This is a genomic window from Variovorax sp. YR566 (genome assembly GCF_051992195.1).
Taxonomy (GTDB): domain Bacteria; phylum Pseudomonadota; class Gammaproteobacteria; order Burkholderiales; family Burkholderiaceae_C; genus Variovorax.
The window spans coordinates 999,626-1,025,614 of the sequence record NZ_CP197092.1 but is presented as its reverse complement, the minus strand read 5'-3'; the positions used below and the strand labels follow the sequence as shown (position 1 = coordinate 1,025,614).

General features: G+C 62.6%; 26 protein-coding genes and 1 pseudogene. 14 read left to right on the top strand and 13 right to left on the bottom strand.

Translation table 11 applies throughout. The features are described 5' to 3' along the window. Positions 1 to 3: 3 nt before the first annotated feature. From ACTG4X_RS04735 to ACTG4X_RS04695, 9 genes are all read right to left on the bottom strand, one after another. Positions 4 to 990: a branched-chain amino acid ABC transporter permease gene (locus tag ACTG4X_RS04735; RefSeq protein WP_177213804.1), complete on the bottom strand. Its 987-nt coding sequence runs from the start codon at positions 988 to 990 to the stop codon at positions 4 to 6. Positions 991 to 1,000: 10 nt separating this feature from the next. Further along, positions 1,001 to 1,876: a branched-chain amino acid ABC transporter permease gene (locus ACTG4X_RS04730; protein WP_093057828.1), complete on the bottom strand. Its 876-nt coding sequence runs from the start codon at positions 1,874 to 1,876 to the stop codon at positions 1,001 to 1,003. Positions 1,877 to 1,919: 43 nt separating this feature from the next. After that, positions 1,920 to 3,116 carry an ABC transporter substrate-binding protein gene (locus ACTG4X_RS04725; protein ID WP_093210030.1) on the bottom strand — a complete coding sequence of 399 codons (1,197 nt, stop codon included), beginning with the start codon at positions 3,114 to 3,116 and terminating at the stop codon, positions 1,920 to 1,922. Positions 3,117 to 3,158: 42 nt separating this feature from the next. Continuing rightward, positions 3,159 to 3,866, bottom strand: a complete 708-nt coding sequence (locus ACTG4X_RS04720; RefSeq protein WP_097200338.1) for an ABC transporter ATP-binding protein — start codon at positions 3,864 to 3,866, stop codon at positions 3,159 to 3,161. Beyond that, positions 3,866 to 4,684 carry an ABC transporter ATP-binding protein gene (locus tag ACTG4X_RS04715; protein WP_093210027.1) on the bottom strand — a complete coding sequence of 273 codons (819 nt, stop codon included), beginning with the start codon at positions 4,682 to 4,684 and terminating at the stop codon, positions 3,866 to 3,868. Before ACTG4X_RS04715 ends, ACTG4X_RS04720 begins: the two co-directional genes overlap by 1 nt. A gap of 121 nt (positions 4,685 to 4,805) precedes the next feature. Then, positions 4,806 to 5,990 (bottom strand): lipid-transfer protein, encoded by a 1,185-nt coding sequence (locus tag ACTG4X_RS04710; protein WP_007831553.1) that lies wholly within the window; start codon positions 5,988 to 5,990, stop codon positions 4,806 to 4,808. Between the two features lie 115 nt (positions 5,991 to 6,105). Next, positions 6,106 to 6,303 (bottom strand): DUF6351 family protein, encoded by a 198-nt coding sequence (locus tag ACTG4X_RS04705; protein WP_093210026.1) that lies wholly within the window; start codon positions 6,301 to 6,303, stop codon positions 6,106 to 6,108. Between the two features lie 350 nt (positions 6,304 to 6,653). Continuing rightward, complete coding sequence (locus ACTG4X_RS04700; RefSeq protein WP_007831552.1) at positions 6,654 to 7,646, bottom strand: AraC family transcriptional regulator; 993 nt, start codon at positions 7,644 to 7,646, stop codon at positions 6,654 to 6,656. Positions 7,647 to 7,754: 108 nt separating this feature from the next. Further along, a complete protein-coding gene (locus ACTG4X_RS04695) occupies positions 7,755 to 9,317 on the bottom strand; it encodes a fatty acyl-CoA synthetase (protein WP_093210023.1) in 1,563 nt (520 codons plus the stop codon). Positions 9,318 to 9,588: 271 nt separating this feature from the next. Here ACTG4X_RS04695 and ACTG4X_RS04690 point away from each other — a divergent pair, with 271 nt between their 5' ends. Next, positions 9,589 to 10,368: an enoyl-CoA hydratase gene (locus ACTG4X_RS04690; protein WP_007831549.1), complete on the top strand. Its 780-nt coding sequence runs from the start codon at positions 9,589 to 9,591 to the stop codon at positions 10,366 to 10,368. Between the two features lie 102 nt (positions 10,369 to 10,470). On the opposite strand, the pseudogene ACTG4X_RS04685 reads toward ACTG4X_RS04690, so the two are convergent. Then, positions 10,471 to 11,405: pseudogene (locus ACTG4X_RS04685) on the bottom strand (LysR substrate-binding domain-containing protein). 64 nt (positions 11,406 to 11,469) lie between these two features. Between ACTG4X_RS04685 and ACTG4X_RS04680 the strand changes: the two are divergent. From ACTG4X_RS04680 to ACTG4X_RS04670, 3 genes are all read left to right on the top strand, one after another. Then, entirely contained in the window at positions 11,470 to 12,036 is a 567-nt protein-coding gene (locus tag ACTG4X_RS04680) for a hypothetical protein (protein ID WP_143696832.1), read from the top strand. Between the two features lie 127 nt (positions 12,037 to 12,163). After that, complete coding sequence (locus tag ACTG4X_RS04675; RefSeq protein ID WP_093210033.1) at positions 12,164 to 12,880, top strand: pentapeptide repeat-containing protein; 717 nt, start codon at positions 12,164 to 12,166, stop codon at positions 12,878 to 12,880. A gap of 50 nt (positions 12,881 to 12,930) precedes the next feature. Continuing rightward, entirely contained in the window at positions 12,931 to 14,118 is a 1,188-nt protein-coding gene (locus ACTG4X_RS04670; RefSeq protein ID WP_257015012.1) for a multidrug effflux MFS transporter, read from the top strand. A 169-nt stretch (positions 14,119 to 14,287) separates the two neighbouring features. On the opposite strand, the gene ACTG4X_RS04665 is transcribed toward ACTG4X_RS04670, so the two are convergent. Continuing rightward, positions 14,288 to 15,235: a LysR family transcriptional regulator gene (locus ACTG4X_RS04665; RefSeq protein ID WP_093210020.1), complete on the bottom strand. Its 948-nt coding sequence runs from the start codon at positions 15,233 to 15,235 to the stop codon at positions 14,288 to 14,290. Between the two features lie 136 nt (positions 15,236 to 15,371). On the opposite strand from ACTG4X_RS04665, the gene ACTG4X_RS04660 reads away from it, so the two are divergent. The 6 genes from ACTG4X_RS04660 to ACTG4X_RS04635 all read left to right on the top strand — a co-directional run bounded on the left by ACTG4X_RS04660 (position 15,372) and on the right by ACTG4X_RS04635 (position 21,369). Continuing rightward, positions 15,372 to 15,935, top strand: a complete 564-nt coding sequence (locus tag ACTG4X_RS04660) for a hypothetical protein (protein ID WP_097200930.1) — start codon at positions 15,372 to 15,374, stop codon at positions 15,933 to 15,935. A gap of 345 nt (positions 15,936 to 16,280) precedes the next feature. Next, positions 16,281 to 16,826: a MarR family winged helix-turn-helix transcriptional regulator gene (locus ACTG4X_RS04655; RefSeq protein WP_440533315.1), complete on the top strand. Its 546-nt coding sequence runs from the start codon at positions 16,281 to 16,283 to the stop codon at positions 16,824 to 16,826. A gap of 47 nt (positions 16,827 to 16,873) precedes the next feature. Then, entirely contained in the window at positions 16,874 to 18,505 is a 1,632-nt protein-coding gene (locus ACTG4X_RS04650; RefSeq protein ID WP_097200341.1) for a phospholipase D family protein, read from the top strand. Positions 18,506 to 18,748: 243 nt separating this feature from the next. Next, positions 18,749 to 19,225, top strand: coding sequence for a MarR family winged helix-turn-helix transcriptional regulator (locus ACTG4X_RS04645; RefSeq protein WP_007831542.1), 477 nt, complete (start codon positions 18,749 to 18,751; stop codon positions 19,223 to 19,225). A gap of 109 nt (positions 19,226 to 19,334) precedes the next feature. Beyond that, complete coding sequence (locus ACTG4X_RS04640) at positions 19,335 to 20,342, top strand: alpha/beta fold hydrolase (protein ID WP_179830495.1); 1,008 nt, start codon at positions 19,335 to 19,337, stop codon at positions 20,340 to 20,342. A gap of 499 nt (positions 20,343 to 20,841) precedes the next feature. Continuing rightward, positions 20,842 to 21,369, top strand: a complete 528-nt coding sequence (locus ACTG4X_RS04635) for a MarR family winged helix-turn-helix transcriptional regulator (protein WP_097200343.1) — start codon at positions 20,842 to 20,844, stop codon at positions 21,367 to 21,369. A 32-nt stretch (positions 21,370 to 21,401) separates the two neighbouring features. Here ACTG4X_RS04635 and ACTG4X_RS04630 read toward each other — a convergent pair whose 3' ends face one another. After that, the gene (locus ACTG4X_RS04630) at positions 21,402 to 21,554 is read right to left on the bottom strand and encodes a hypothetical protein (RefSeq protein WP_237726061.1); all 153 of its coding nucleotides are present in this window, start codon (positions 21,552 to 21,554) and stop codon (positions 21,402 to 21,404) included. A gap of 569 nt (positions 21,555 to 22,123) precedes the next feature. Here ACTG4X_RS04630 and ACTG4X_RS04625 point away from each other — a divergent pair. Beyond that, positions 22,124 to 22,528, top strand: a complete 405-nt coding sequence (locus ACTG4X_RS04625; protein WP_007831536.1) for a TerB family tellurite resistance protein — start codon at positions 22,124 to 22,126, stop codon at positions 22,526 to 22,528. A 38-nt stretch (positions 22,529 to 22,566) separates the two neighbouring features. On the opposite strand, the gene ACTG4X_RS04620 is transcribed toward ACTG4X_RS04625, so the two are convergent. Further along, positions 22,567 to 23,460, bottom strand: coding sequence for a LysR substrate-binding domain-containing protein (locus tag ACTG4X_RS04620; RefSeq protein WP_097200344.1), 894 nt, complete (start codon positions 23,458 to 23,460; stop codon positions 22,567 to 22,569). Between the two features lie 106 nt (positions 23,461 to 23,566). Between ACTG4X_RS04620 and ACTG4X_RS04615 the strand changes: the two genes are divergently transcribed. The 3 genes from ACTG4X_RS04615 to ACTG4X_RS04605 all read left to right on the top strand — a co-directional run bounded on the left by ACTG4X_RS04615 (position 23,567) and on the right by ACTG4X_RS04605 (position 25,988). Further along, a complete protein-coding gene (locus ACTG4X_RS04615) occupies positions 23,567 to 23,977 on the top strand; it encodes a hypothetical protein (RefSeq protein ID WP_007831534.1) in 411 nt (136 codons plus the stop codon). 133 nt (positions 23,978 to 24,110) lie between these two features. Next, positions 24,111 to 25,127, top strand: coding sequence for a TerC family protein (locus ACTG4X_RS04610; protein ID WP_007831533.1), 1,017 nt, complete (start codon positions 24,111 to 24,113; stop codon positions 25,125 to 25,127). 330 nt (positions 25,128 to 25,457) lie between these two features. Further along, on the top strand, positions 25,458 to 25,988 hold the full coding sequence (locus ACTG4X_RS04605; protein ID WP_440533314.1) for an RHS repeat domain-containing protein: 531 nt from the start codon (positions 25,458 to 25,460) through the stop codon (positions 25,986 to 25,988). Position 25,989: the final 1 nt, after the last annotated feature.

The window sequence follows — 25,989 nt, the reverse complement described above, 5'->3', positions numbered from 1 at the left end:
GTGTTATTTGGCTTTCAAACGCTCAAGGACCCTATTGATCTCACCCATGATCCCCTTGCGGAAGGCCAGCACGCAGATCACGAAGATCAGGCCCGTGACCATGGTCACCGACTCGCCCAGTGTGTTGAACCAGTCGATCGTCGTGATGCGCGCCAGGAAGTTGCCGAGTTCGCCGATCTTGTTCTCCAGCAGCACCACCACCGCCGAGCCCACCAGCGGACCTGACAGCGTGCCGAGGCCGCCCACCAGCGTCATCAAGATGACCTGGCCCGAAGCGGTCCAGTGCACGTCCGACAACGTGGCGAAGCCCAGCACCAGCGTCTTGAGCGAACCGGCCAGGCCCGACAGCGCCGCGGAGATCACGAAGGCCAGCAGCTTGAAGCGGCTCACGTCGTAGCCCAGCGACAACGCGCGCGGCTCGTTCTCCTTGATGCCCTTGAGCACCTGGCCGAAGGGCGAGTGGATGGTACGCACGATCAGCAGGAAGGCCGCGACCACGATGACCAGCGCGACGTAGTACATCGTGAGGTCGTTCGACAGATCGATCAGGCCGAACAGCTTGCCCCGCGGCACGCCCTGCAGGCCGTCTTCGCCGCCCGTGAACTTGGCCTGCAGCGCGACGAAGAACATCATCTGCGCGAGCGCCAGCGTGATCATCGCGAAGTAGATGCCCTGCCGGCGAATGGCCAGCACGCCGAAGAGCCAGCCGAGGAAAGCGCCAGTGAGCGTGCCCGCGATCAGGCCCAGTTCGGGCGTGAGACCCCAGACCTTGATCGCATGGCCCGCAACGTACGCGGAGCCACCAAGGAAGGCCGCATGCCCGAACGACAGCAGGCCCGTGAAGCCCAGCAGCAGGTTGAAGGCCGCGGCGAACAGCGCGAAGCACATCAGCTTCATCACGAACACCGGGTAGGCGCCGAAGAATGGCGCCAGGAGCAGCGCGACCAGCAGCAAGGCGTAGACGACGGTGGAGATTTTTTTCATGTTCATGCCGTTCGCCTTATTTCTCTTTGCCGAACAGGCCGGCGGGGCGAATCAACAGCACGATGACCATGATCACGAACACAACCGTAGACGATGCCTCGGGATAGAAAACCTTGGTGAGCCCTTCGATCACACCGAGCCCGAGGCCCGTGAGGATGGCGCCCATGATGGAGCCCATCCCGCCGATCACCACCACGGCGAACACCACGATGATGAGGTTCTGCCCCATCAGCGGCGACACCTGCATCACCGGCGCGGCCAGCACGCCTGCGAAGGCCGCGAGCGCGCAGCCGAAGGCGTAGGTCAGCGTGATCATCAACGGCACGTTGACGCCGAAGGCTTCCACGAGCCGCGGGTTCTCGGTGCCGGCGCGCAGGTAGGCACCCAGGCGCGTCTTCTCGATCACGTACCAGGTGGCGAAGCACACCACGAGCGAGGCGACGACCACCCAGGCGCGGTAGTTCGGCAGCACCATGAAGCCAAGGTCGGTGGCGCTCGACAGCGCATCGGGCGCGTCGTAGGGCAGCCCCGACACGCCGTAGATCGAGCGGAACACGCCCTCGATCAGCAGCGTGAGCCCCAGCGTGAGCAGCAGGCCGTAGAGGTGGTCGAGCTTGTAGATCCAGCGCAGCAGCAGGCGCTCGATGAGCACGCCGAAGATGCCGATGACGACGGGCGCCGCAATCAGCATCACCCAGTAGTTGACGCCGAGGTACTCCATCGCCATCCACGTGAGGACAGCGCCGAGCATGAACAGCGCGCCATGTGCGAAGTTGATGACGTTGAGCAGGCCGAAGATCACCGCCAGCCCGAGGCTCAGGATGGCGTAGAAGGAGCCGTTGACCAGCCCCAGGAGGAGCTGGCTCAAAAGCGCGGGAAGGGAAATGGTCATAAGCGTTTCAACGAACCCGGGCGGCTGCGCGCCCGCGGGGGGATCACTTCCAGAGGGCGCACTTGCTCTCGGCCTTCGTCGTGAAGACCTCTTCGCCCTTGAGCTTCTGGATTACCTTGTAGTAGTCCCACGGCTGCTTGGATTCGGCCGGCGACTTGACCTGCACCAGGTACATGTCGTGCACGAAGCGGCCGTCGGCGCGCACGGTGCCCTTTGCGTAGAAGTCGTCGATGGGCGTGGCCTTGATCGTCTCCATCACCTTGTCGGCATCGACCGTCTTGGCAGCCTGCACGGCCTTCAGGTAGGTCATGGTGGCCGAGTAGTCGGCTGCCTGGATGTCGGTGGGCATGCGCTTGGTCTTCTCGAAGAAGCGCTTGCCGAAGGCGCGCGTCTTGTCGTCGAGGTTCCAGTCCCAGCTGGTGGTGAGCAGCAGGCCTTCGGTGTTCTTCAGGCCCAGGCTGTGCACGTCGGTCACGAACACCAGCAGGCCGACCATCTTCATGGTCTTGGTGATGCCGAATTCCTTGGCCGCCTTGATCGAGTTGATGGTGTCGCCGCCTGCATTGGCCAGCGCCAGCACCTGGGCCTTGGAGTTCTGTGCCTGCAGCAGGAACGACGAGAAGTCTGAGGTGTTCGGCGCATGTTTGACGCTACCAGCCACGGTGCCACCCTTCTCCTTCAACACTTTGGTGGCGTCCGCCTCCAGCGCCTGGCCGAAAGCGTAGTCGGCTGTCAGGAAATACCAATTCTTGTCGCCACGCGCAACCACCGCGCTGCCGGTGCCCTTGGCCAGCGCCACGGTGTCGTAGGCGTAGTGCACGGTGTAAGGGCTGCACTGCTCGTTGGTGAGCGCCGAGCTGCCCGCGCCATTCACCATGAAGACGCGCTTCTTCTCCTGCGCCACCTTGGCCATGGCCAGGCCAGTACCTGAACCAACGCCACCAAAGAGCATGGTCAGCCCTTGCGTATCGATCCACTCGCGCGCCTTGGAAGCGGCGATGTCGGCCTTGTTCTGGTGGTCGGCCTGCAGCAGCTCGATGGGCATGCCATTGACCTTGCCACCGAAGTCGTCGATGGCCATCTGGATCGCCAGCGCGCCGTTCTTTCCTTCGACGTCGGCGTAGAAGCCTGACAGATCGGTGATGAAGCCGATCTTGACCCTGTCCTGTGCGTGCGCCGCATGGGAGGCGATGCCCGCGACGCTGAGCATGAGGGCGATCATCTTGAGTTTGGATTGCATGTTGTCTCCTGAGGTTGAGCGGAAAGAATGTGGAGGACGTATTCAGACGCCAAGCAACTCGCTGAGCACCGGCATCTTGGCTTCGAGTTCGGCGGCGCCGAACTTCTCCACGATGCGGCCGTGTTCCATGACGTAGAAGCGGTCGGCCAGCGGTGCCGCGAAGCGGAAGTTCTGCTCGACCATGACGATGGTGTAGCCCTTGGAGCGCAGCGTGGTGATCATGCGGGCCAGCGCCTGCACGATGACGGGAGCCAGGCCTTCGGAAATCTCGTCGAGCAAGAGCAGCTTGGCGCCCGTGCGCAGGATGCGCGCCACGGCCAGCATCTGCTGCTCGCCGCCCGACAGGCGCGTGCCCTGGCTGTTGCGGCGCTCGGCCAGGTTGGGGAACATGGCGTAGATCTCTTCGACCGACATGCCCTGCCCCGCGCCTTTGAGTTCGGGCGGCAACAGGAGGTTTTCCTCGCACGAGAGGCTGGCGAAGATGCCGCGCTCTTCAGGGCAATAGCCGATGCCCAGGTGCGCAATGCGGTGCGTCGGCATGCCGATGGTCTCTTTGCCATTGACCTCGATGCTGCCCTTGCGTGCGCCGGTCAGGCCCATGATGGCCCGCAGCGTGGTGGTGCGGCCCGCGCCGTTGCGTCCCAGCAGCGTGACGACCTCACCGGGCTGCACGACCATGTCGACGCCGTGCAGCACGTGCGATTCGCCGTACCAGGCTTGAAGGCCCTTGATTTCCAATGCGGCGGTCATCAGTGGGCCCCTTGGAGTTGGCCGTCGGTGGTGCCCATGTAGGCTTCCATCACCTGCGGGTTCTTCGAGACTTCCGCGTACGGGCCTTCGGCCAGCACGGCGCCGCGCTGCAGCACGGTGATGGTGTCGGCAATAGTCGAGACCACGCTCATGTTGTGTTCGACCATCAGGATGGTGCGTCCGGCCGACACGCGCTTGATGAGTTCGGCCACGCGGTGCACGTCTTCGTGGCCCATGCCCTGCGTAGGTTCGTCGAGCAGCATCAGCTCGGGTTCCATTGCGAGCGTGGTCGCGATCTCGAGCGCGCGCTTGCGGCCGTAGGGCAGGTTCACGGTCTGTTCGTCGGCGAGTTCTTCGAGGCCGACTTCAGCCAGCAGCTCGCGTGCTCTGGCATCCAATGGCTTGAGCGACTTCTCGCTCTTCCAGAAGTGGTACGAGGTGCCGAGGCGCCTTTGCAGGCCCAGCCGCACGTTCTCGAGCAGCGTGAGATGCGGGAACACGGCCGAGATCTGGAACGAGCGGATGATGCCGCGCCGCGCGATCTGCGCGGGCCGCTCGCCGGTGATGTCCTGCCCGTTGAACAGGATCGTGCCGGTGGTCGGTTCGAGGAACTTGGTGAGCAGGTTGAAGCAGGTCGTCTTGCCGGCACCGTTCGGACCGATGAGCGCGTGGATGGATCCGCGCACCACCGACAGGTCGACCTTGCTGATCGCAGTGAAGCCTCTAAATTCCTTGGTCAGCCGCCGCGTCTCGAGAACGATGTCTCTCGGTAGGGCTGCGATAGGCTCTCGCAGGGGAATGCTTCTCAAGCTGTGCATCTGGAAATGTCTGTCTTCTGGAAGGAGGGGCACTCAGGTCGATGGTGTCGCGACCGCAGTTGAATCCGCATGGAAAAGCAGATACACCGCCCCTGCGGCATCCTTGGGTGGGGCACGTTTCTCACACGCGTTCATAGAGGGTGACGACGCAAGCACCACCTATCCCGAGGTTGTGCTGGAGCGCGAGCCGCGCCGCCTGGACCTGCCGGGCACCCGCAGTGCCCCGGAGTTGCTCGACGAGCTCCGTACACTGGGCAAGGCCCGTGGCGCCCAGCGGATGACCCTTGGAAAGCAGGCCGCCCGAGGGGTTCGTCACCACCCTCCCTCCATAGGTGTTGTCGCCATCGCAGACAAATTGTTCGGCGCCACCTTCGGGGCACAGGCCGAGCGATTCATAGCTGATCAACTCGTTGTGGGCGAAGCAGTCGTGCAGTTCCACCACATCGATGTTCTCAGGTCCCACACCTGCCGCGTCGTACACCTTGTGCGCCGCCGCCTTGGCCATGCCGAAGCCCACGACTTCCCGCATGTCACCGGCCCCGAAGGTGGCCGGACCATCGGTGGTCATCGCCTGCGCCCGAATGCGAACGGTTTGTGCGAGGCCGTGTCGCGCCGCAAACGACTCGCTGCAGAGCACTGCGGCAGCCGCACCGCAGGTCGGAGGACAGGCCATCAGGCGGGTCATCACGCCCTCCCAGAGCACCGGTGCGGCAAGTACCTCTTCCTCGCTTACCACGTTCCGGAACAGCGCCATCGGGTTGTTGGCTGCATGCCGGCTCGCCTTGGCCCGGATCTTGGCGAAGGTAGAGAGGCTGGTGCCGTACTGCTGCATGTGGGCGATGCCGGCGCCGCCGAAGTACCGCAACGCAAGTGGAATCTCGCTGTGCCCTACCAGCGCCTGCGTTGCCTTGTCAAAACGGTCGAAGGGGCTGGGGCGATCAGTGAAAACGGATCCAAGCGCCCCGGGGTTCATGTGTTCGAATCCCACGGCCAACACACAATCCGCTGCGCCACTGGCGATGGCCTGGCGCGCAAGAAACAAGGCGGTGGATCCCGTGGCGCAGTTGTTGTTGACGTTGATGATCGGTATGCCGGTCATGCCGACTTCGTAAAGCGCCCGTTGACCCGCGGCGGAATCACCATAGACGTATCCGGCATAGGCCTGCTCCACCTGCTCGTACCCGATTCCCGCATCTTCGAGCGCTCTCGCCACTGCCGCCGCGGCCATTCGGGGATACGGCTCATGCTTGCCAGGCTTGGAGAACGGCACCATGCCGACTCCACTGACAAAGACCTGCTTACTCATTCAAAACTCCAAAAGTGAATGGGACCGTTCGATGTACGTGTTTGAGCCGGCCGATTGCGACGCGGCCCATCGCGGCGGCGCGAGATCGTCCTCGTCGCACCTTCGCTCATACGGGCTATAGCGGCGTCGAGACAGGTGCGGCCGGCAGCGGCTTGCCGCCGGATCCTTCGGTGAAGTCGAGCAGCCCGGAGGTTGTGCTGCTCTGGCCAACGCCCGGCTTGGTCCAGTCGCAGACGCCGTCGGGGAAGACCGCACGAAGGCGGGTCACCTGGACCACCGAGAAGACGGCGCCCGCGTAGTCCGCACTGGCCACATCGAACGGCTTGAGCTGGCACTTGAGGACGTCTCCTGTACCGCGGAAGAACCGCCGCCTGAACCACCGCACGCGCTCACGATGGAAGCGCACAGGAAAATAGCCCCCCGCGAGGGCCCCTGAAATGAAATTGGCATGCCTTGTCTCCTTTTATGGTGAGCCGCCACAGGGCGGGCTCCGCGGGGCTGTCCGGTTGCATCCTTTGCATGCAATCGGCGCACCGTCGACAGGGAGTCTGTCGAGCGCGCCTCAGGGGGTCACTGGCGCCAGCGGCCAAAGTACTGGGTTTGCCGGCCAAGCGACGCAGGCACGATACCGTCGGCGACTCAAACCGTGGGCTCGCGCCACGGTCAAGGTACGTTGGCGACGCTGCTTCGGTAGTCGCCTGGCGAGGTTCCAAACCATCGCTTGCAAGCGCGATAGAAGGTACTCTGGTCCGAGAAGCCGAGAAGATAGCCGACTTCGGCAATGGCGATCTTGCGGCTGCGGAGGTACTGCTCAGCGAGCTCGCGCCGCGTCTGGTCCACCAGCTCGTTGAACGAGGTTCCCTCTGCGTCGAGACGACGTTGCAGGGTTCGCTCGCTCATGCCCAATACTTCTGCAATCCTCGCGCGCAGCGGCTCACCGTCAGGCAGCCTCTGAACGACGATGTGCTTGACTCGCGGGACGACTCGGGTGGAATCCAACAGTGTGAGGTGATCGCTGGCCACACGATCCGTCAGTTCCTGCAAAGCGGGATTGGCGGTGGGCAGAGGTGCCAATACATCCGATGCAGCAAAGTGCAGCTGGTGCGACGGGGCATTGAACTGCAATGGGCAACGGAACGCCTGCCGGTAGGCTTCCAATTCGCCCGATGCCGCATACGGAAACCCAGCCGCCAGCGGACGCAGGTTCAGGGCTGTCAGCCATCGCATGATGTTCAGGATCATGACGACGGCAAAGTCCACGCGCGCCCGCGGCACGGGCCTCGCGATACCGTCGATATGCAAGGTGAATACGTAGGCTGCATCGTCGCGCACCAGACTGATGTCGGCGACGTGGCTGACGAGGCGCATGTACCGTATGAACCTGCCCACCGCAGCCCCCAGATCTGGCGAACTCATCATGACATGCATGATCATGTCCAAGCTGCCTGGATGCAGCACGTCCGAGTTTGCAAGGCCAAGATTGGGGTCGCCAGAGCGCGCTACAGCGAGCTCCCAAAGCAGGCTGATGCTGTCTCCATCGATGCGCGCATCGCGATCGTTCAGATCCTCGTAATTCAATCCGGCGTCACGAAACAGCGCGCGAACGTCGAGTCCGACAGATTCGAAGTGTCGCGCCGTCCCGCGGACCCAGGACATGGCAACAGAGGGCCTGGCCGCTGCCGCTGAAGCCTTCATTGCTGAAACCGCCCGGGCAACATTTCCTGTCTCCTTGTAGTGGATGCCGAGCCTCGACTCTAGCCTCCCCTATTGGAATACCTGCGCGTACTTTTCCCTAAGCTCACGCTTCAGAACCTTGCCGCTGGGATTCTTGGGGAACGAGTCGGTCAGCACCACTGCTTTGGGGACTTTGAACCCCGCCATGTGATGAGCGCAGTACGTGATGACGTCCGCCTCACTGAGTTCCCGCCCAGCCTTGACGATCACGACGGCGACCACTGCCTCCACCCATTTCGGGTGGGGTACGCCAATCACGGACACCTCGGACACCTCGGGGATGCGGAAAACCATCTCTTCCACTTCGCGACTGGCAACATTCTCGCCGCCGGTCTTGATCATGTCTTTCATGCGATCGACGACCGTGATGAAACCTTCGTCGTCGATAGTCGCCAGATCGCCCGAGTGAAACCACCCCCCCTCGAAAGCCGCTTTCGTGCGCGGCTCGTCATTCAGGTAGCCGAGCATCAGGTGGGGCGAGCGGTGAACGATTTCACCGACTTCACCAGGCTCCACGTCGCGCATGCCTTCGGCAACCACTCGCGTCTCGACGTTGAGCGCGGGGCGGCCACAAGAGCCCGGCTTCCTCAACTGATCCTCCGGGCCAAGGAGTGTCGCAAGAGGTGCGATTTCTGTCTGGCCGTACAGGTTCCAGAACCGAACTTGACCCAGGCGGCGCTTGAGTTCTCGCAGCACCTCCACGGGCATGATCGATGCGCCGTAGTACCCCTTCGTCAGCGACGACCAGTCCGTCGCGTCGAGCAGCGGCGACCGCAGCAATGCGATCCAGACGGTAGGCGGTGCGAAGAAGGAGGTGACCCGGTGCCTTGCCATGAGGGCAAGCAGGTTCTCTGGTGTCGGCTTCGCGGTCACGATGCTGGTCGCCCCGATGTAGACGGCGGGCCCAAGAAACACGTCCAGCTGCGCGCAATGATACAAGGGCAAGGCGTGCAGCACCACGTCTTCCACCCCGATGGAGACCTCAATCGCGCAGTTCGCGTATTGCCAGATCACCGCGTCGTGAGTGAGCATCGCGCCCTTTGGCATCGACTCGGTGCCGCTCGTGTAGACGATCTGCAAGAGATCCGAGCTTGCGAGCTGCAGCACCTCGGGAGGTGCTGCAGCAGTCGCAGCGAGGTCGTCGAACGAGGTCATGCCCTCCACCGCCGAAATCGAGTCCTCGGAGGGCAGCCAGACGAACTGCCGCACAGCGGTGTCCTTGGCAGCAGCGGCGCGCCCAAGCTCCGCGCATCCACTGTCGACGGCAAGCATCTCCGCGTCGGCATGGCGCAGGATGTACGCGACCTCTTCCGCTTTCAGCATGAAGTTGATCGGCACCAGAACAGCGCCGAGCCGCGCCACGGCGAAACGGAAGGCCGCAAAGGCATGCGAGTTTCGGGAAAGGATTGCCACCCGGCTCCCGTATGCCACGCCCATGCGAGCCAGCCCCGCACTCACGCTGTCGACAACCGCATCGAATTCGGCGAATGTCCAACGTACGTCACCGCAAACCAAACCAGTCTTGGTGGGAACGCGCCGCGCGGTCCGGCGCAGCAGGTCCGCGACCGTGTGGCGGCGCATGGCACTTTCCATTGTGGATGTCTCCTGTTCTTGTTGCTGACGTCGCGATCTCCCGTCGGCTGTGCACAAGCGCCGCGAGGTCAACAGTGGGAGACCACGTCTCGAAGTATCCAAGGCACCCTACATGGCGTCACTTGCGTCGGCGGCCAAAGAGGTGGCTTTGACGGACAAAGTGGGCACATGTGGATTTCTGCAAATGCGTCGTGCGTTCTTGCTCATTGATTTCCGACCAGCCCGGCAGCTAGCATTGATTCTTTAGCGCCGTCAGGGCATGCAGTCAAAAATGAGCTACGAAAACATCGAAGTGCGGACCGAAGCAGGCAAGGTCGGCATCATCACCCTCAACCGCCCGAAGGCCCTGAATGCGCTCAACGACGCGCTCATGACCGAGCTGGGCCAGGCCCTGAAGGCCTTCGATGCGGACGACGCCATCGGCTGCATCATCCTCACGGGCAGCGAGCGCGCCTTCGCGGCCGGCGCAGACATCGCGGCGATGGCCAAGTACAGCTTCATCGACACCTACAAAGGCGACTACATCACGCGCAACTGGGAAACCATCCGCTCGATCCGCAAGCCGGTGATCGGCGCGGTGGCCGGCTTCGCGCTGGGCGGCGGCTGCGAGCTGGCGATGATGTGCGACTTCATCATCGCGGCCGACAACGCGAAGTTCGGCCAGCCCGAAATCAAGATCGGCGTGATCCCCGGCGCCGGGGGCACGCAGCGCCTGCCACGCGCAGTGGGCAAGAGCAAGGCCATGGACATGGTGCTCACAGCCCGCATGATGGACGCCGCCGAAGCCGAGCGCGCCGGCCTCGTGAGCCGCGTGGTGCCTTTCGAAAAGCTCGCCGACGAGGCGCTGGGCGCGGCGCTGATCATCTGCGGCTACTCGCAGATCTCGGTGATGGCGGCGAAGGAATCGGTCAACCGCGCCTTCGAAAGCGGCCTGAGCGACGGCGTGATGTTCGAGCGCCGGCTGTTCCATGCGCTGTTCGCCACGGTCGACCAGAAGGAAGGCATGGACGCCTTCCTCAACAAGCGTCCGCCCGATTTCAAGAACGCCTGAGGGCGCGGCGACGCACTATGGCCGATCGCACGGCAGGCCGCCATCCACTCGGCGGATTGGCGTCCACACACCCAGTGCGGTGATCAGCAGGCTACAAAAGCCTCATTCGTCAGGAGAGCCGTGTCCTTTCTGAACCTCCGGGAACATGTCCATCCATCGATCCCAGGCGGGCTCGCCCGCGGACGCCTTCTGCATGAACTCGACGAAGGTGCGGACCTTGGCCGACAGATAGCGCCTGGTCGGGTAGACGGCCATGAGGGTCGCCTCCCGAAATTGCCAATCCAGCAGCAATGGGACCAACTTGCCCTGCGCGATGTCGTCGCCGACCATGAAGGTCGGCATCACGATGATCCCCTCACCGGCCAACGCTGCTGTATGCAGAACGTCGCCGCTGTCGGCCCGCATGCTGCCACGCACGGGAATAGAGACGGTGTTGCCGGCCTGGGAGACGGTCCAGGTTCCCGAGTTGGCACCAGAGGTCTTGGTGAGGCAGTTGTGCCCGATCAGTGCCTCCGGCGATTGTGGGGCGCCGTGTTTGGCCACATAGGCCGGAGATGCGCAGATCACCATGCGGATGGGGCGAGGTGCCGTGCGACATAGGTCTCGCGGTGCTGCGGGGTCGCGCGAATGGCAAGGTCAAAGCCTTCGTTCACCAGGTCGACTACGTGGTCTGTCAGGGAGACTTCCAGTTGAACGTCCGGATACTGGTTCCGATACAAAGGAAACAGGGGCGCCAGATATCGCTGCCCGAATGACAAGGGCACGCTCACGCGCAACAGTCCGCTCGGGGTGAACGTGCTCCAAGTGACTTCGGACTCGGCTTCTTCCAGGTCCGACAGCAGCAGGCTCGCCCGCGCGAAAAAACGCTCTCCCGCCTCCGTCGGTCGCACACGGCGCGTGATTCTCTGCAGCAGGCGGGTTCCGAGGTGCGATTGCAAATCGACCACCAGGCGCGAAATCGAGGTTTTTGATACACCCAGTTCGCCGGCGGCCCCCACAAAGCTGCCTGCTTCCACCACAGCGACAAACGCCTGCATGGCGCTCAGCCGGTCCATCAAGTCGTCCTTTTGTTCCGGATTCCGGGATAAATAGTGCCACGTGATGGCGTTTATTCCAGCAGAGTTGACACGTATCGTCGGGCCTGCCTGCAAAAACCTGCGACAGGCAGTACAGCGCAAAAACGAAAGCCCGGTGTCCGTGGCACTTTCCTGCGCGGCATCGCTTCAGTTGCCAGGCAATCTCCGCAAATCATTGAAATCCAACATGAAAAACATTACTTGGGCATCCGCCCTCGCCGTCACCCTGCTCGCCTCCACCGCCTTCGCCCAGACCCCGCCCGCCGATAAGGCAACTGCTCGCGCAGAGCGTAAGGCACAAGGTGCCGAGGCCACGCGCTCCTTCGCTCCCGGAGAAGGCGACCCCAAGCCTGAAGCCAAAGCGAAGGTATCACCAGCCGATCGCGCCGCCGCCAGGCAGGCGCGCAAGCAGACAGGCGCCGACGCCACCCGCACTTTCACGCCAGGCGAGGGCGACCCGAAGCCTGCGGCAACCGCCAAGCTGTCGCGCGAAGAGCGCTCGGCCGAACGCAAGGCACGTCGCGCCGAAGTCGCGAAAGCAAACAAGGCAGGACAACTGCCTTCGTACGGAGAGAACGCCGGTAGCAAGTAACGCGCTGCGCCGACAGCCCCAGTCAGTGCGCCTTGGGGCTGCAGCGGCGAAGCGACGCCTGATGCTTGAGCCGCGAAGGCTGATCCTGGGGATGCAGTGCGTGGGGCCCTCCCTTGATTCGACTCATATGCAAGCTTTCCCCGATGCGGCTGCGTTGCGCGGCTCTCGCTACGTTGCTCAACGGACTCTGTCCCGAGAGCACCTGACCATCCTGCTCGCGAGCAAGTACCCGCCACAGCGTTTTGAGCGATGCACGTTCGATGGCACGGATCTGTCGGGGCTGAACTTTCACGGCGCTCATTTTGTCGACTGCATGTTTGCAGAAACGTCGCTCGAGAAGTCCGTTCTCGCGGGCACGCATTGGCTGGCTTGCAAGATGCGGAAAGCGAATTTCCATCTCGCCAACTTGACCGACGCTCGCTTCAGTCGCTGCGACCTGAACAGCACCGGTTGGGTTCGGGCGAAGCTTTACTCAACGCTCTTTACAGAAGTCGACCTGACAGGCGCCAGCTTCTGCGGATCGAACTCACTGGGGTTGAGGTTCAACGAGTCGCTGCTCGCCGGTGCAAATCTGCGTGGCATTGCCTTTCGCAAACAAATCCTCAGGCATTTGGATTTTTCCAATGCGGATCTGGCCAGGTGCGATTTTCGTGAAACGGTTTTTGAAGGCGGAAGCCTGCGTGACGCGAGCCTGAAGAGCGTCCAATTCGATGGAGCTGACCTTCGCTCAGCCGACCTTGGTGGTCTGGCGATCGCCAACCTCGCACAGTTTTTCAAGGGCGCAATCATCTCCACAAAGCAAGCAGACAACCTTGTTCGCGAACTAGGGGTTCGCGTCGTGTGACCCGCTCTCGCTGAAACAGCGCTCAGCCGTACTACCCAAAAAGCGTGATCGTGCCAACACTGACTCTCACTTTGATTCTGGCGGGGCTGGCCATGGTCGGCCCGTTCGCCATCGATACATTTCTACCGTCGTTTCCCGCGATCAGCGAACAGTTCGCTGTTGCGCCCGAGGTGGTGCAACAGCTTCTCAGCGGCTTCTTGCTGGCGTTTGCAGCAATGAGCCTGTTTTACGGCACCCTGTCCGACGCGTTCGGCAGGCGCCGGGTGATCCTGACTTCACTCGTCATATTCACCGCCGCGTCTATTGGAGCGGCTCTGTCGACGACCTTCGGATGGTTGTTGGCGTTTCGGATACTGCAGGGGTTGTCTGCGGGAAGCGGGATGGTTGTCGGCCAAGCCATCATCCGCGACAAGTTCTCGGGCCCGGTGGCTCAGCGGCTCATCGCACAAGTCATGATGGTGTTCGGACTGGCTCCTGCCATCGCGCCCATAGCAGGCGGGTATCTGCAGACCCACTTTGGCTGGCAGGCGGCTTTCGTGTTCATGGCGCTCATCGCAGCCATACTGCTTCTTGCTTGCCTGCGGTTTCTGCCCGAAAGCCTTCCGCGCGCCTCGCGCTCGGCCTTTCACCCCGTGCACTTGGCAAGGAACTACCTCGCCGCGATCCAGGACGTGCGATTTCTCTTTGGAGGATTGGCGGTGGGCTTCGCATTTGGCGGATTGGGTCTGTACATCGCTTCGTCGTCCAGCTTTGTCATTCACATCCTCGGATTGGCGGAAACGCAGTTTGCGTGGCTCTTCGTGCCGATGGTCGGAGGGTTGGTGATAGGTTCCGCCGTTGGATCGAAGCTCTCCCATCGCATGCCGCCTGGCGCGAGCATTCGGCTAGGGTTCGTTTGCATGGCAATCGCGTCGATCGCCAACGTAGTCTACAACCTTGCGTTCCCGGCCACGGTGCCTTGGGCAGTCCTTCCGGTCATGCTCTACACCTTTGGTCTGGGTCTCGGATTGCCTGGGATGAGCCTGATGACACTGGAACTGGTGCCCGCCATGCGTGGCATGGCAGCATCGCTTTTGAACTTCATGCAGATGCTGATCTTCGCAATCATGTCGGGCGTTGTGGCGCCGCTGCTCTTCGACAGCGCGCTCAAATTGGCGTTGTGCGTGGCGGCATGCCTGCTCCTGTCTGCGGGATGCTGGGCAATTGGATCTCGGCGCCAGGCCTCTGTAGCTGACTGAGCGATTTATTGCTCGCCAGATGACCTCAGATGAGCTGTTTCGGTAAAGAAATGAAATTCACGCTTCTTATTTGTCGATGCAATGCGGAACTACTCAATGCCTGGGTATGACGCCCCCGCTTGGCTCAGGAAGTTCATTCGACTCGAGATGCACCGCCTTAGAGCACTGCTCAACGGTCATCATGTGCTCTCCGCACCTCCGGGAACATGTCCATCCATCGATCCCAGGCGGGCTCGCCCGCGAACGCCTTCTGCATGAACTCGACGAAGGTGCGGACCTTGGCCGACAGATAGCGCCTGGTCGGGTAGACGGCCATGAGAGTCAACGGCCGGTATTGCCAATCCAATAGCAAAGGCACCAGATTGCCCTGCGCAATATCGTCACCGACCATGAACGTCGGCATCACGACGACGCCTTCGCCGGCCAATGCTGCGGTCACCAGAACGTCGTCACTGTCAGCGCGCATGCTGCCTCGAACAGGGATGGAGACGGTGTCGCCAGCTTGGGAGATAGTCCAGATTTCCGAGGTGGCGCTGGAAATCTTGGTCAAGCAGTTGTGCCCGGTCAGTGCCTCCGGCGATTGTGGGACGCCGTGCTTGGCCACATAGGCCGGCGATGCGCAGATCACCACACGGACAGGGGCGAGATGCCGTGCGACATAGGTCTCGCGGTGCTGCCAAGCCCCGCGAATGGCAAGGTCGAAGCCTTCGTTCACCAGGTCGACTACGTGGTCTGTCAGGGAGACTTCCAGTTGAACGTCCGGATACTGCTCCCGATACAGAGGAAAGAGGGGCGCCAGATAGCGCTGCCCGAACGACAACGGCACGCTCACCCGCAACAGGCCGCTCGGTGCGATCGTGGCCCAAGTGACTTCGGACTCGGCCTCCTCCAGATCCGACAGCAACAAGCTCGCCCGCGCGAAGAAGCGTTCTCCCGCTTCCGTCGGGCGCACCCGGCGCGTGGTTCTCTGCAACAGGCGGGCCCCAAGGTGCGATTCCAGGTCGACGACCAGACGCGAAATCGAGGTTTTCGACACCCCGAGTTCATCGGCGGCACCCACAAAGCTACCGGCCTCTACAACAGCAACAAACGCTTGCATGGCGCTCAATCGGTCCATCAAAGTCGTCCTTTTGTTCCGGATTCCGGGACAAATAATGACACAAAGCGGCGTTTATTCCGGGCACGTCGATGCGTATCGTTGCGCCTGCATGCACCAACCTGCGGAGGGCGTGCAGCACAACCGGAAATCAAAGATGAAACATTTCACCCATATCGCCATCGCCAGCGTCCTCATCGCGGGCGCGATCTTGCCGGCCGCCGCCAAAGAGAAGATCGCAAGCCAGAGCATCACGGAAGCCGAAGTCCTAGGGGCCCAGCAGGCGTGGTGCAAGGCACTGATCGACATCAGCGCCGCGAATGCCAGCGGCGGGCAGCCGGCGGCCAGGGCGCTGGCCGAGAAGGTCATCGACAGCGCGTACGCCTACCAGCAGGGCGCGGTGCTGTTCAAGCCCACGCTCACGACATCGCCGCAGACCTTCCGTACCGCCCGCGACGGCGCACTGGCGTACTTCGTGGGCGGCAATCCGACATTTCCCAACGACACCGGCTTCGCGTTGAAGGGCTGGAGCAAGTGCGAGATTGCCAACAGCGCCGTGCTCATCCACGGTGACGTGGCGAGCACGCTGGGTAACGTGCTGTTCACCGGTCCAGACGGCAAGGTCACTACGGTCGATAAGACCTGGACCTTCGTGAAGGACAGTGCCGGCAAGCTGCGCATCGTCGTGCATCACTCGTCGCTGCCGTACGCCGGCAGCTGAACACAGCTTTCAAGTGCCCGCACACCCTGGCCCGGTAGTTCCCTGCACCCTCAACTCCCCGTTGCCTCGTTGCGGGATGAGGCCTGCGTTTCAGGCCAACAAGTCTGGCATTTTGGTGGACTAGGGCGTGATCGCATTGCTGGGGAACGCAAGTAGACCGGCACGTGCCCTGATTTTGTCTTCTCTGTCCGGTCTACCAACTGCGGGCATTGGTCGAAGCCCAAAAAATTTCGGAGCACAGACGACGTTTGTCCGTGATTTTTTCAAGGCCTGGACCAAGGCGATGAACATGAATTGCTTCGACCGTATTTGATTTCGGAGAGGGGCAATACACCCCTGATTCATATGCAAGCTTTCCCCGATGCGGGTGCGTTGCGCGCACCCCAGTCCTTGGACGACCTGCTTCTATACAGGCTGTCGTGTGCAACCCGCGCCAGCAGCAGCATGGCCACGCGCCTTGCCGAAGGCGGCTTCGGCATCACGCATCGCGAGTGGGGAATGATCGGTATGCTCGCGCAGATCGGAGAGATCAGGTCTTCGGCTTTCGCCGAGCGCCTGCACCTGGACCGCGTTCGCACCTCGCGCGGTCTGAGCAGTCTCTTCCAAAAGAAATTGGTGGAGCGGCGGCAGGACGCCGAGGACGGCCGCGAAGTGCATGTGCGCCTGAGCCCTTCAGGCCATCAACTCTTCCGTGAGTTGTTCCCTCGCTTCGCGAACCTCAACATCGAGCTCCTCGACGGCATCGATGCTGCATACATCGATACCTTCCTCCAGTGCCTACGCTGGCTCGAGCTGCGTGGCCGCGAGTTGAGCATGCTAGGCGCGGTGCCAGAAAAAGCCGATCGCCGCTCGGGCGGCACGCGCCAGCGATGGCCCAAGTACAGCAGGTGACGAGGCGCGCTTCAAGCGCCTGCCAAGTTGAAGTTGCTCTCTCTTCGATGCCGAACAACACCTCCAAACGGGCGACCGATCAACCGGACGCCCGGTGGATCGCCTGGTTGTTTCTTTGCCTCTCGGCTCTCTGCATGGCCGGTTGCTCCGGCCTGCCCATCGACGTGCGACGCAGACCCTCGACCGCCATCGCCGACGGCGAGGACACTGTGCTGGGCCGCCTCGTCAAGTTGGCCGCACCACCTGGCGAACCACTGAGCGGATTCCGCCTGCTGCCGATGCCGCAGTTTTCGCTGCACGCCCGCATCGAGCTTGCGCAGCGCGCACAGCGCTCCATCGACGTGCAGTACTACCTCCTGCAGAACGACGAGAGTGGACGCTACCTGCTACGCGCTCTGCGCGAGGCGGCGGACCGCGGCGTGCGCGTGCGGCTGCTGTTGGACGATCTCCACACCGCGGGTGCCGATGCGCTCTTCACCAGCTTTGCCTCGCATCCGAATGTCGAGGTGCGCCTGTTCAATCCGTTTCCCGATGGGCGCGACCTCCTCGGCACACGCGTGGCTGCGTCGCTGTTGGACTTCGACCGCGTGCATCGCCGCATGCACAACAAGCTCTTCGTGGCGGACAACACGATGGCGATCATGGGCGGGCGCAACATCGCCAACGAGTACTTCCTGCGCGACGGTGGCTCCAACTTCATCGACATCGACACGCTGGTGGCTGGCGCCGTAGTACCCACGCTGTCGTCGCAGTTCGACATGTACTGGAACAGCCCTTACGCGTACCCCATCGAATCGCTGGTGGCAAAGGGCAGCGAATCGGCCGAAGAATTGCACGAGCGCTTCGACCGGCTTACCAGCGGGCCGCAGATGCTGCACCCCGAGGAGCCCGACTCCACCGACCTGCTGGGCAACACCCCCCTGGCGAGGGACTTTAACGCGGGAGCGCTTTCGCTCATCTGGGCGCGCGCAGAAGCGTATGCCGACCCGCCGGACAAAGCCCTGGCGCTCACGGAAGATGGGCGCGGGCTGCCCGCCGAGGTGGCGATGGACGGCGTGCTCTACAACCTGCGACGCTACCTGCGCGGCGCGCAGATCGAGGTCATGCAGACTACGCCCTACCTGATTCCCGGACCCACAGGAATGGAGTCGATCCGCTTCGTCCGCGGCAAGGGCGTGAGCTACGGCATCGTGACCAACTCGCTGGCGGCCACTGACCAATCGCTGGCACACACCGGCTACCGGCGCTATCGCGCGGAGATGTTGCGGCTGGGCGTGGCGCTCTACGAAGTCAGCCCCAGGCGGGTGGAACAAACCAGGCGCTTCGGCACCTATGGCTCCGCAAGCGGGCGGCTGCATGGCAAGTCGGCCGTGATCGACCGCAACATCGTGTTTCTCGGTTCGATGAACTTCGACCCACGCTCGAAACTGCACAACACCGAGGTCGGGATCTTCATCTTCAGCCCGCAGATCGCGCAGCAGGTTACCAGCCTGATCGGCTTCATCCGGCTCGACGGGGCGTACCAGTTGCAGCTCGGCTTGACGGGCGCCGTCGAATGGGTGAGTCCGGCTTCGGGCGATGGGGCTGACACCATCCTCCACCAGGAACCCGAAACGGATTTCTGGTCGCGCTGGAAGATCGATCTGCTGGCGCCTCTGGTGCCCGAGGACCTACTCTAGGGCCGGTGCCGCTCGGCTGAATTGCGGTAACCAAGACCGCGCCGACCTCTCTGCGTGAACAGAGATGTTGTTCAATTTTCTCGAGTTGGGCCTGCGTGGTCTCTGCCGAAGATCGGAGCGGACCGCGCGATCATTCATCTCATCCTCATCATTCACTCAGTGCCATTTTTCAGACGAACAGCGCACACACCATCAGACTAATATTGCTTGCATTTAAATCGCATGCGATCTAATATCCGGCCTATGCCTTCCAAGCGCCTTCCCGCCAAGCCCGTCAACGCCCCGCAGGGCGACTCGCTGGCGCTGGACGAGCAGCTCTGCTTCGCGCTCTATTCGACGATGCTGAGCCTCAACAAGGTCTATCGCGGCCTGCTGCACGACCTGGACCTGACCTATCTGCAGTACCTCGTCATGCTCGTGCTGTGGGAGAAAGACGGCATCAACGTCTCCGAGATCTGCACGCGGCTGGCGCTCGAAACCACCACCCTCACCCCGCTGCTCAAGCGGCTCGAGGCGCGGGGCCTGATCCAGCGCGTGCGGTCGGCATCGGACGAGCGCCAGGTCATCGTGTCCCTCACCGCCGAAGGCCGAGCGCTTCGCGGCAAGGCCAAAGCCCTTCCGTCATGCGTCGCGCAGGCGATGGAACTGGCGCCCAAGGAAATCGGCGTCCTGCGGGCCCAGTTGCTGGCGCTGCGTTCGAACCTCGACAGGAACGCGTGATGCATCGCTGCATCCGTCTTCCTGTTTTTTCAAGCCATTTATATCGCATGCGATATTAATACAAGCGATAGTTTATCTCACCTCAACCACGTCAACAAAGGAAAGCACCATGTCCACCAACAGCAAGAACTTGACAGCCACTCCCACCCGCCGCAGCCTGCTGCTCGGAGGCGCATCCGTCGCAGCCGGCGCCCTCGGGGCAACCGGCTTCTCCAAGGCGGCGTCCGCCGCTTCCACCGCTGCGCCGAACCAAGGCGCCATCCATCGTTCTTTGAAAGGAACACGCACCATGAGCAACACCATCGTCACCAAGGACGGCACACAGCTGTATTTCAAGGACTGGGGTTCCGGCCAGCCCGTCGTGTTCAGCCACGGCTGGCCACTGAACTCCGACAGCTGGGAATCGCAGATGCTGTTCCTCGCATCGCAGGGCTATCGCACCGTGGCGCATGACCGCCGCGGCCATGGCCGCTCCAGCCAGCCCTGGAACGGCAACGACATGGACACCTACGCCGACGACCTCGCCACCGTCATCGAGACGCTGGACCTGAAGAACGTGATCCTGGTCGGCTTCTCGACCGGCGGCGGCGAAGTGGCGCGCTACATCGGCCGCCACGGCACCAAGCGAGTGGCCAAGGCCGCGCTGATCTCGGCCGTGCCGCCGCTGATGCTGAAGACTGCCGCCAACCCCGGCGGCCTGCCGATCGAAGTGTTCGACGGCCTGCGCGCCGCGCAACTAGCGAACCGCTCGCAGTTCTACAAGGACGTGCCCTCGGGTCCCTTCTTCGGCTTCAACCGCCCCGGCGCCAAGGTGTCGCAGGGCCTCATCGACTCGTGGTGGGTGCAAGGCATGGCGGGCGGCCACAAGAACACCTACGACTCGATCAAGGCCTTCTCTGAAACCGACTTCACCGAAGACCTGAAGAAGTTCGACGTGCCCACGCTCATCGTCCACGGCGACGACGACCAGATCGTGCCGATCGGCGCCGCCGGCCTGGCCTCGGCCAAGCTGGTGAAGAACAACAAGCTCATCGTCTACCCCGGCGCACCGCACGGCCTGACCGACACGCACAAGGACAAGTTCAACGCCGACCTGCTGGCGTTCATCAAGTCCTGAGCGGGCATCTCCCTCGCCTCCGACGGACACGGTCGCCATGCGAAGCTCTTCGTCGAGATATACATGGCGCCGTCGGTCCACCTGCCGCAATGTCTCGTACGTGGCGAAGAGCTTGCTGGTGTGATTCAAGACGGCATCTTTGAATGGGTGCCGCTGCCGTTCGGATGCCGCCGAACGGCGCGTCGTCGCAGGTCGCCGCATGCGGCATGCCCAGCTTGCTTTGGCCCGCAAATCCAGTACTTTGACCGCCGACGCCAGTGACGCCTCGGCCCGTGCCCGCCAACCTCTGCAGGTGAAAAGTATGCTGATCGCATGCGATGCACTCTAGGGGCCAACACGCTGGGCAATCCTCCTGCGTACCTCCATCAGGGCCACGCACAGCGGCTCAGGCCATGGCTCTTCACGAGACATCGCTGAACCGTAGATCGTGCGCTAGGCAATAGTCGACCTACTCAATCATCCGCCTGCGAATCGGTGCGATCACAACCTTCTAATTTGTATGCAAGCATTCCCCAATGCGGCTGCGTTGCGCGCCCCCAGTTCACTGGAAAACCTGCTGCTGTACCGGTTATGGCGCGCAGCGCGCGAGAGCAGCTGCATGGTGACCCGCATGGTCGAAGGCGGTTTCGGCATCACGCGTCGCGAGTGGGGAATGATCGGCATGCTCGCGCAGATTGGGGAGGTCACGTCCTCCGAGCTCGCCGAGCGTCTGCATCTGGACCGCGTGAGCAGTTCGCGTGGCCTGCAGAGCCTTTTCGAGAAAAAGCTGGTAGAGCGACAGCAGGATGCCGAGGACGGTCGCGAAGTGCGTGTGCGCTTGAGCCCTTCGGGCCAGCAACTCTTCGCTGATTTGTTTCCTCGCATCGCGCGTCTCAACGTCGATCTCCTCGACGGTATCGATGCGGCGGATATCGACGTCTTCCTCCAGTGCCTGCGCCGACTTGAACTGCGTGGCGGCGAACTGAACTCGCAGGGCGTAGCGTTCGAGAAGGCTAGCCGCCGCTCGGTCGGCACGCGCCACCAATGACCGAAGCATGGCGTCTGAGCAGAGTGGTTCGCTCATTGGATCTCGCAAGGCCATGCACGCTGCGCGTGCCGCAGTGCGCGTGCCAGCGCCATGTCGAGCGCCGTGCGCCAATCCCTGGCCACCGACGACACAACCACTGCGCCCGCGCCATCCATGCGCAGCTCGACCTGGCAGTGCTTGTCCACCCCGCCCCTGGGGGCCGTTCACGTCGGCCAGCCGGATATCGGCACGCGGCACCAGCGCACTCCGGCGCCGAAGAACAAAGCGTACGCGGCGCTCGACGGCTTCCCGTATCCCGGACGCTGCGGGATCACGGCTCTTGAAAAAAATCTACATCAGCGTTCCCCTTCGTTGAAGTCCGCACCATAGCTCGCTCACTCGACCAGACACAGCATATTTTTTCTAACTTCCACATCGAGAAAAACTGCTTCTTGTGCCGCTCTCTCGGCCCCACATTCGAGGTCACCCCGACCATCAGGAGATCCCACATGAAGTTATTGCCACTTGTGGCCGAATTGCTCACCTCTTCTTGCGCCAGAGCTTTGCAGCTGTTCAGGCAGGTACTGCAAGACCGCAGCGTGTCGCCCGTACCGGCGCCGGTTCTTGCTCGCATCGAATCCGTGTGCCACGAACGCCCGCAACGCCGCCACCCCGGCCGCGACTGACCCCACCGCGCAAACTTCTTGCGCCCTTACGGCGCGACCGGCGTGAGCCTTTCCCCTTCCTCCCTTAACAACACCCAAAGGAAAAAATGATGCGTACCTACCCCACAAACAGCCCCGAAGCGGCGGCCCGGATCGTCGCGCTGCTGCTGATCTCGGACGGCCACGTCAGCCACTCGGAGATGGATGCCCTGCACGGGCAGAACATCGAGCGCGAGCTGGGTCTTGCACCGGGCGACTTCGCCCGGGTGCTGCACACCCTGTGCGAAGACCTGCTGATGGGCATGCACGCGCGCCGCCTGCTGACCGGCAGCATCGACGAGGCCACCCTGGCCGCACTGCTGGAAGAGGTGAGCGATCCAGGACTGCAGCACAAGGTGCTTCGCTTCGCCGACGCGGCCGCAACGGCGGACCGCCACCTTGCAGCCTCGGAGACGTGGATCATGCGATCGGCGCTGAAGCACTGGTACATCGGCGAAGCGCCAACGCAGCCCTGAGCCGCCATCCCCGCGACCGTGCGGAACCCAGGCGCGGGCTAGACAGCGCCTGCCTCGTGCGCGCAGGCGACCATCTGGCGCACCAGCGGGTGATGTTGCCCGCGGCGCGACCAGATGGCATGCACTTCCTCGCCGATGTTGGGACAGTCTCCCAGCAGGCGCAGCCCCCGCATCAACCCGACATCCTGGGCGCCCAGCTGGCTGACCGGAAACACCCCGAGCCCGCGGGCCGCAAACACCGCCAGCAGGGCGCTGTCCTCGAACTCTCCTACGACGCGGGGCCGCAGGCCGAGATCCTGGAACCAGTTGTCCAGCGTGGATCGCAGCGGCGAATGAAACGTGGGTAGCAGCACGGGAAGATCCTGCAGCGACTGAGGAAACCGCTCGCGCACCTGCTTCCTGACCAGTGAGGCTGGTCCGTACCACTGCAATCTGGAGCGGGCGATGCGTTCGCTGGTCAGGCGCTGGTTCGGGTTGCGCGGGGCCGCCTGCCCGGCGAGCACCACATCCAGCTGATGCAGGGCCAGCTCGGACAGCAGTTCATCGAACTCGCCCTCGTGGCACACCAGGCGAAGGTGCGGCGTGGCAAGCACCGGCTCCAGCAGCGCATGCGCCGCCAGCTTGGAGATGCCGTCGGACAACCCCACCGACAGCCGCGCGACCTTGGCGCTGGCCGCCTGGCGCACCTCCTCGGCAATGCCTTGCCCGAGCTGGAAGATTTCTTCGGCCCGCGCATACGCCGCGAGGCCCGCTTCAGTCAGCGCCACGCCGCGGCCCGAGGGCTTGAGCAGTTGGTGACCCAGGGCCTTCTCCAGATCGCGCACCTGCGCGCTGATGGTCTGTACCGCCATTTCCAGGCGATCTGCGGCGCGGGCAAAGCCGCCCTCCTTGGCAACCATCCAGAAGTAGTGGAGATGACGGTAGTTCAACACGCACCTTGGTTCGGAAAAACCGAATACTAAGTTCGAAGAAAGCTGGTGTCTATCACGATGCCCCATCTCCATACTGGGCGCCTGCCATTTTGAAGGAACGACACCCATGTTTTACGCAATCAGCTGGTTTCTCTCGTCCGTGCTCCTGGCCTTGTGGTCGCTGGCCTGCTGGGGCACGCATGCGGCAGTGGCCTGGGCGGTCGTCAACGCAGGCGCTCTGGGCAGCGGCGCGCCCGCCGCGGGCGCGATCCTGGTCCCCGACTGGCTCAGGGCCTGGACGCCGCCCGGGCTGGCGCAGGAACTCGCCACCATGATCGCGTCGGCGAGCTCGATGCTTCAGGCCGTCCTCGACGCCGTGCCCGCCCTGTCCGGCGCAATCACGGTGCTGGCCTGGGGGGTGTGGGGCCTGGGCACCGCGGTGCTCGTGGCCTTGGCCGTTGGCGCCCATGCCCTGATCGCTTTTCTCAAGCGTCGCGGGGCCGGCTCCGGCGCACCTGGCATCACCGTTGCCCGGTGAGCTGCAACAACGCCGCAATGACGCTGCGATGACGCATCAGGGCCTGTACAGCCGCAGGTCGGATGCGGCATGACACGTGCGGCGCCATGCGCCGTCACCCATTTTCAACACCTCCACGACAAGAACCAACACCATGGACGCACTCGTTCCATTCCTGCTGACGGACTTTTTGGGCAAACCGGCCTGGATATGGCTGGCATTCATCGGCATCGTCGTCGCCTTGCTGGCGTTCGACCTGGGCGTGCTGCACAAGGACGACCGCGAGATCGGCGTGCGCGAGAGCCTTGTGCTGTCGGCCGGCTACATCAGCGCGGCGCTGCTGTTCGGCGCATGGGTGTGGTGGTACCTGGGCGCGCAAAGCGGCATGGACTACTACACCGGCTTCCTGATCGAGAAGTCGCTCTCGATGGACAACGTGTTCGTCATCGCGCTGATCTTCACTTTCTTCGCCATCCCCCGGCAATACCAGCACCGCGTGCTGTTCTGGGGCATCCTGGGCGTGATCGTGCTGCGCGCGATCATGATCGCGCTGGGCGCCAGCCTGGTGAGCCAGTTCAGCTGGCTGCTCTACCTGTTCGGTATCTTTCTGGTTTTCACCGGCATTAAGATGTGGGTGATCGCAGACCATGTGCCGGACATCGCCAGCAACCCGCTGCTCAAGCTCCTCAAGCGGCACATGCGCGTGACCGATGGCCTGCGCGGCAACGCGTTCTGGGTGCGCGAGACCGACGCCGGCAGCGGCCGGATTGAGCGGTTTGCCACGCCGCTGTTCCTGGCGCTGGTCCTGATCGAGTTTGTGGATCTTGTCTTTGCCGTGGACTCGGTACCCGCCATCTTTGCGATCACGAACGATCCGTTCATCGTCTACACGAGCAACATCTTTGCCATCCTGGGCCTGCGGGCGCTGTACTTCGCGCTGGCGGCCATGATCCATCGCTTCAAGTACCTCAAGTACGCGCTGGCCCTAGTGCTCGTGTTCATCGGCAGCAAGATCTTCCTTGTGGGGTTGATCGGCAAGATCCCACCCGTGATCTCGCTCACCGTGACTTTCGTGCTGATAGCAGGCGGTATCGTGGTTTCGCTGTGGAAGACAAGCGCCGAAGCGATGCATCGCGAGCAGGCCGAGGAAGCAAGCAGTCCCTCCCAGTAACCTCTGTCGCCGAGGCCGGCGGGCCTCGGCGACATCGGCGCAGGGCAGACGACGTCAGCCCCACCACGCGCTATGCGCATAACGCGCTGGGGCAGCGGGTGTTCAAGACGGAGCCGCTGTACCCGCCGAGCCAGGGCGACGAGACGGACCCTGGTTTCATGGCCAGCCTGATCGCGTTCTTTACGAAGCTGTGGAGCCCGAGCACCACGCAGGCTGAGTAGTTGGGCTACGCCTACGTCTATGACGAGCAGGGCACGCTGATTGCGGAGGTGGGCAGCAGCGGGGGCGGGGCAGAGCCAGTACATCTACCTGCCGACGGGCAACGGGCCGATGCCGATTGCGGCGGTCATCGATGGTGACACCTATGCCATCCACAGCGATCACCTGAACACCCCCAGGAAGCTCACCAACGCCAATGGCCAGGCGGTCTGGCAATGGGGCTACAGCGCTTTTGGGGAAGATCAGCCCACGATCGCAAGGAACCGTTTCGCGAATCACGAGGTCACGCCGAGCCCGGGGGCCACCAGCATCTCGGAGGTGCAATTCAACCTAAGGTATCCGGGGCAGTATGCGGATAAAGAGTCAAGGCTGTTCTACAACTATTTTCGAAGCTATGACGCCCGAATCGGGTCGTACCTTCAGAACGATTGTTGGGGGGTGCGGCGGAATCCAACAGAAGAAGATTGCATAGATCTCCGAGGGGGAAACAGGAGCTTGCTTGTTGCGAACTCTATTAATGCTTCCCAGGATGTGGTCGAAGCTGATGGAGTTCAAAACAAACAAATAGAGTTCAAAAATTGCCCGGTACTTTACTGGCCCTCAAAAAATAGAGTTCCAAAAAATTTCGAAAATCCTGGGTGAA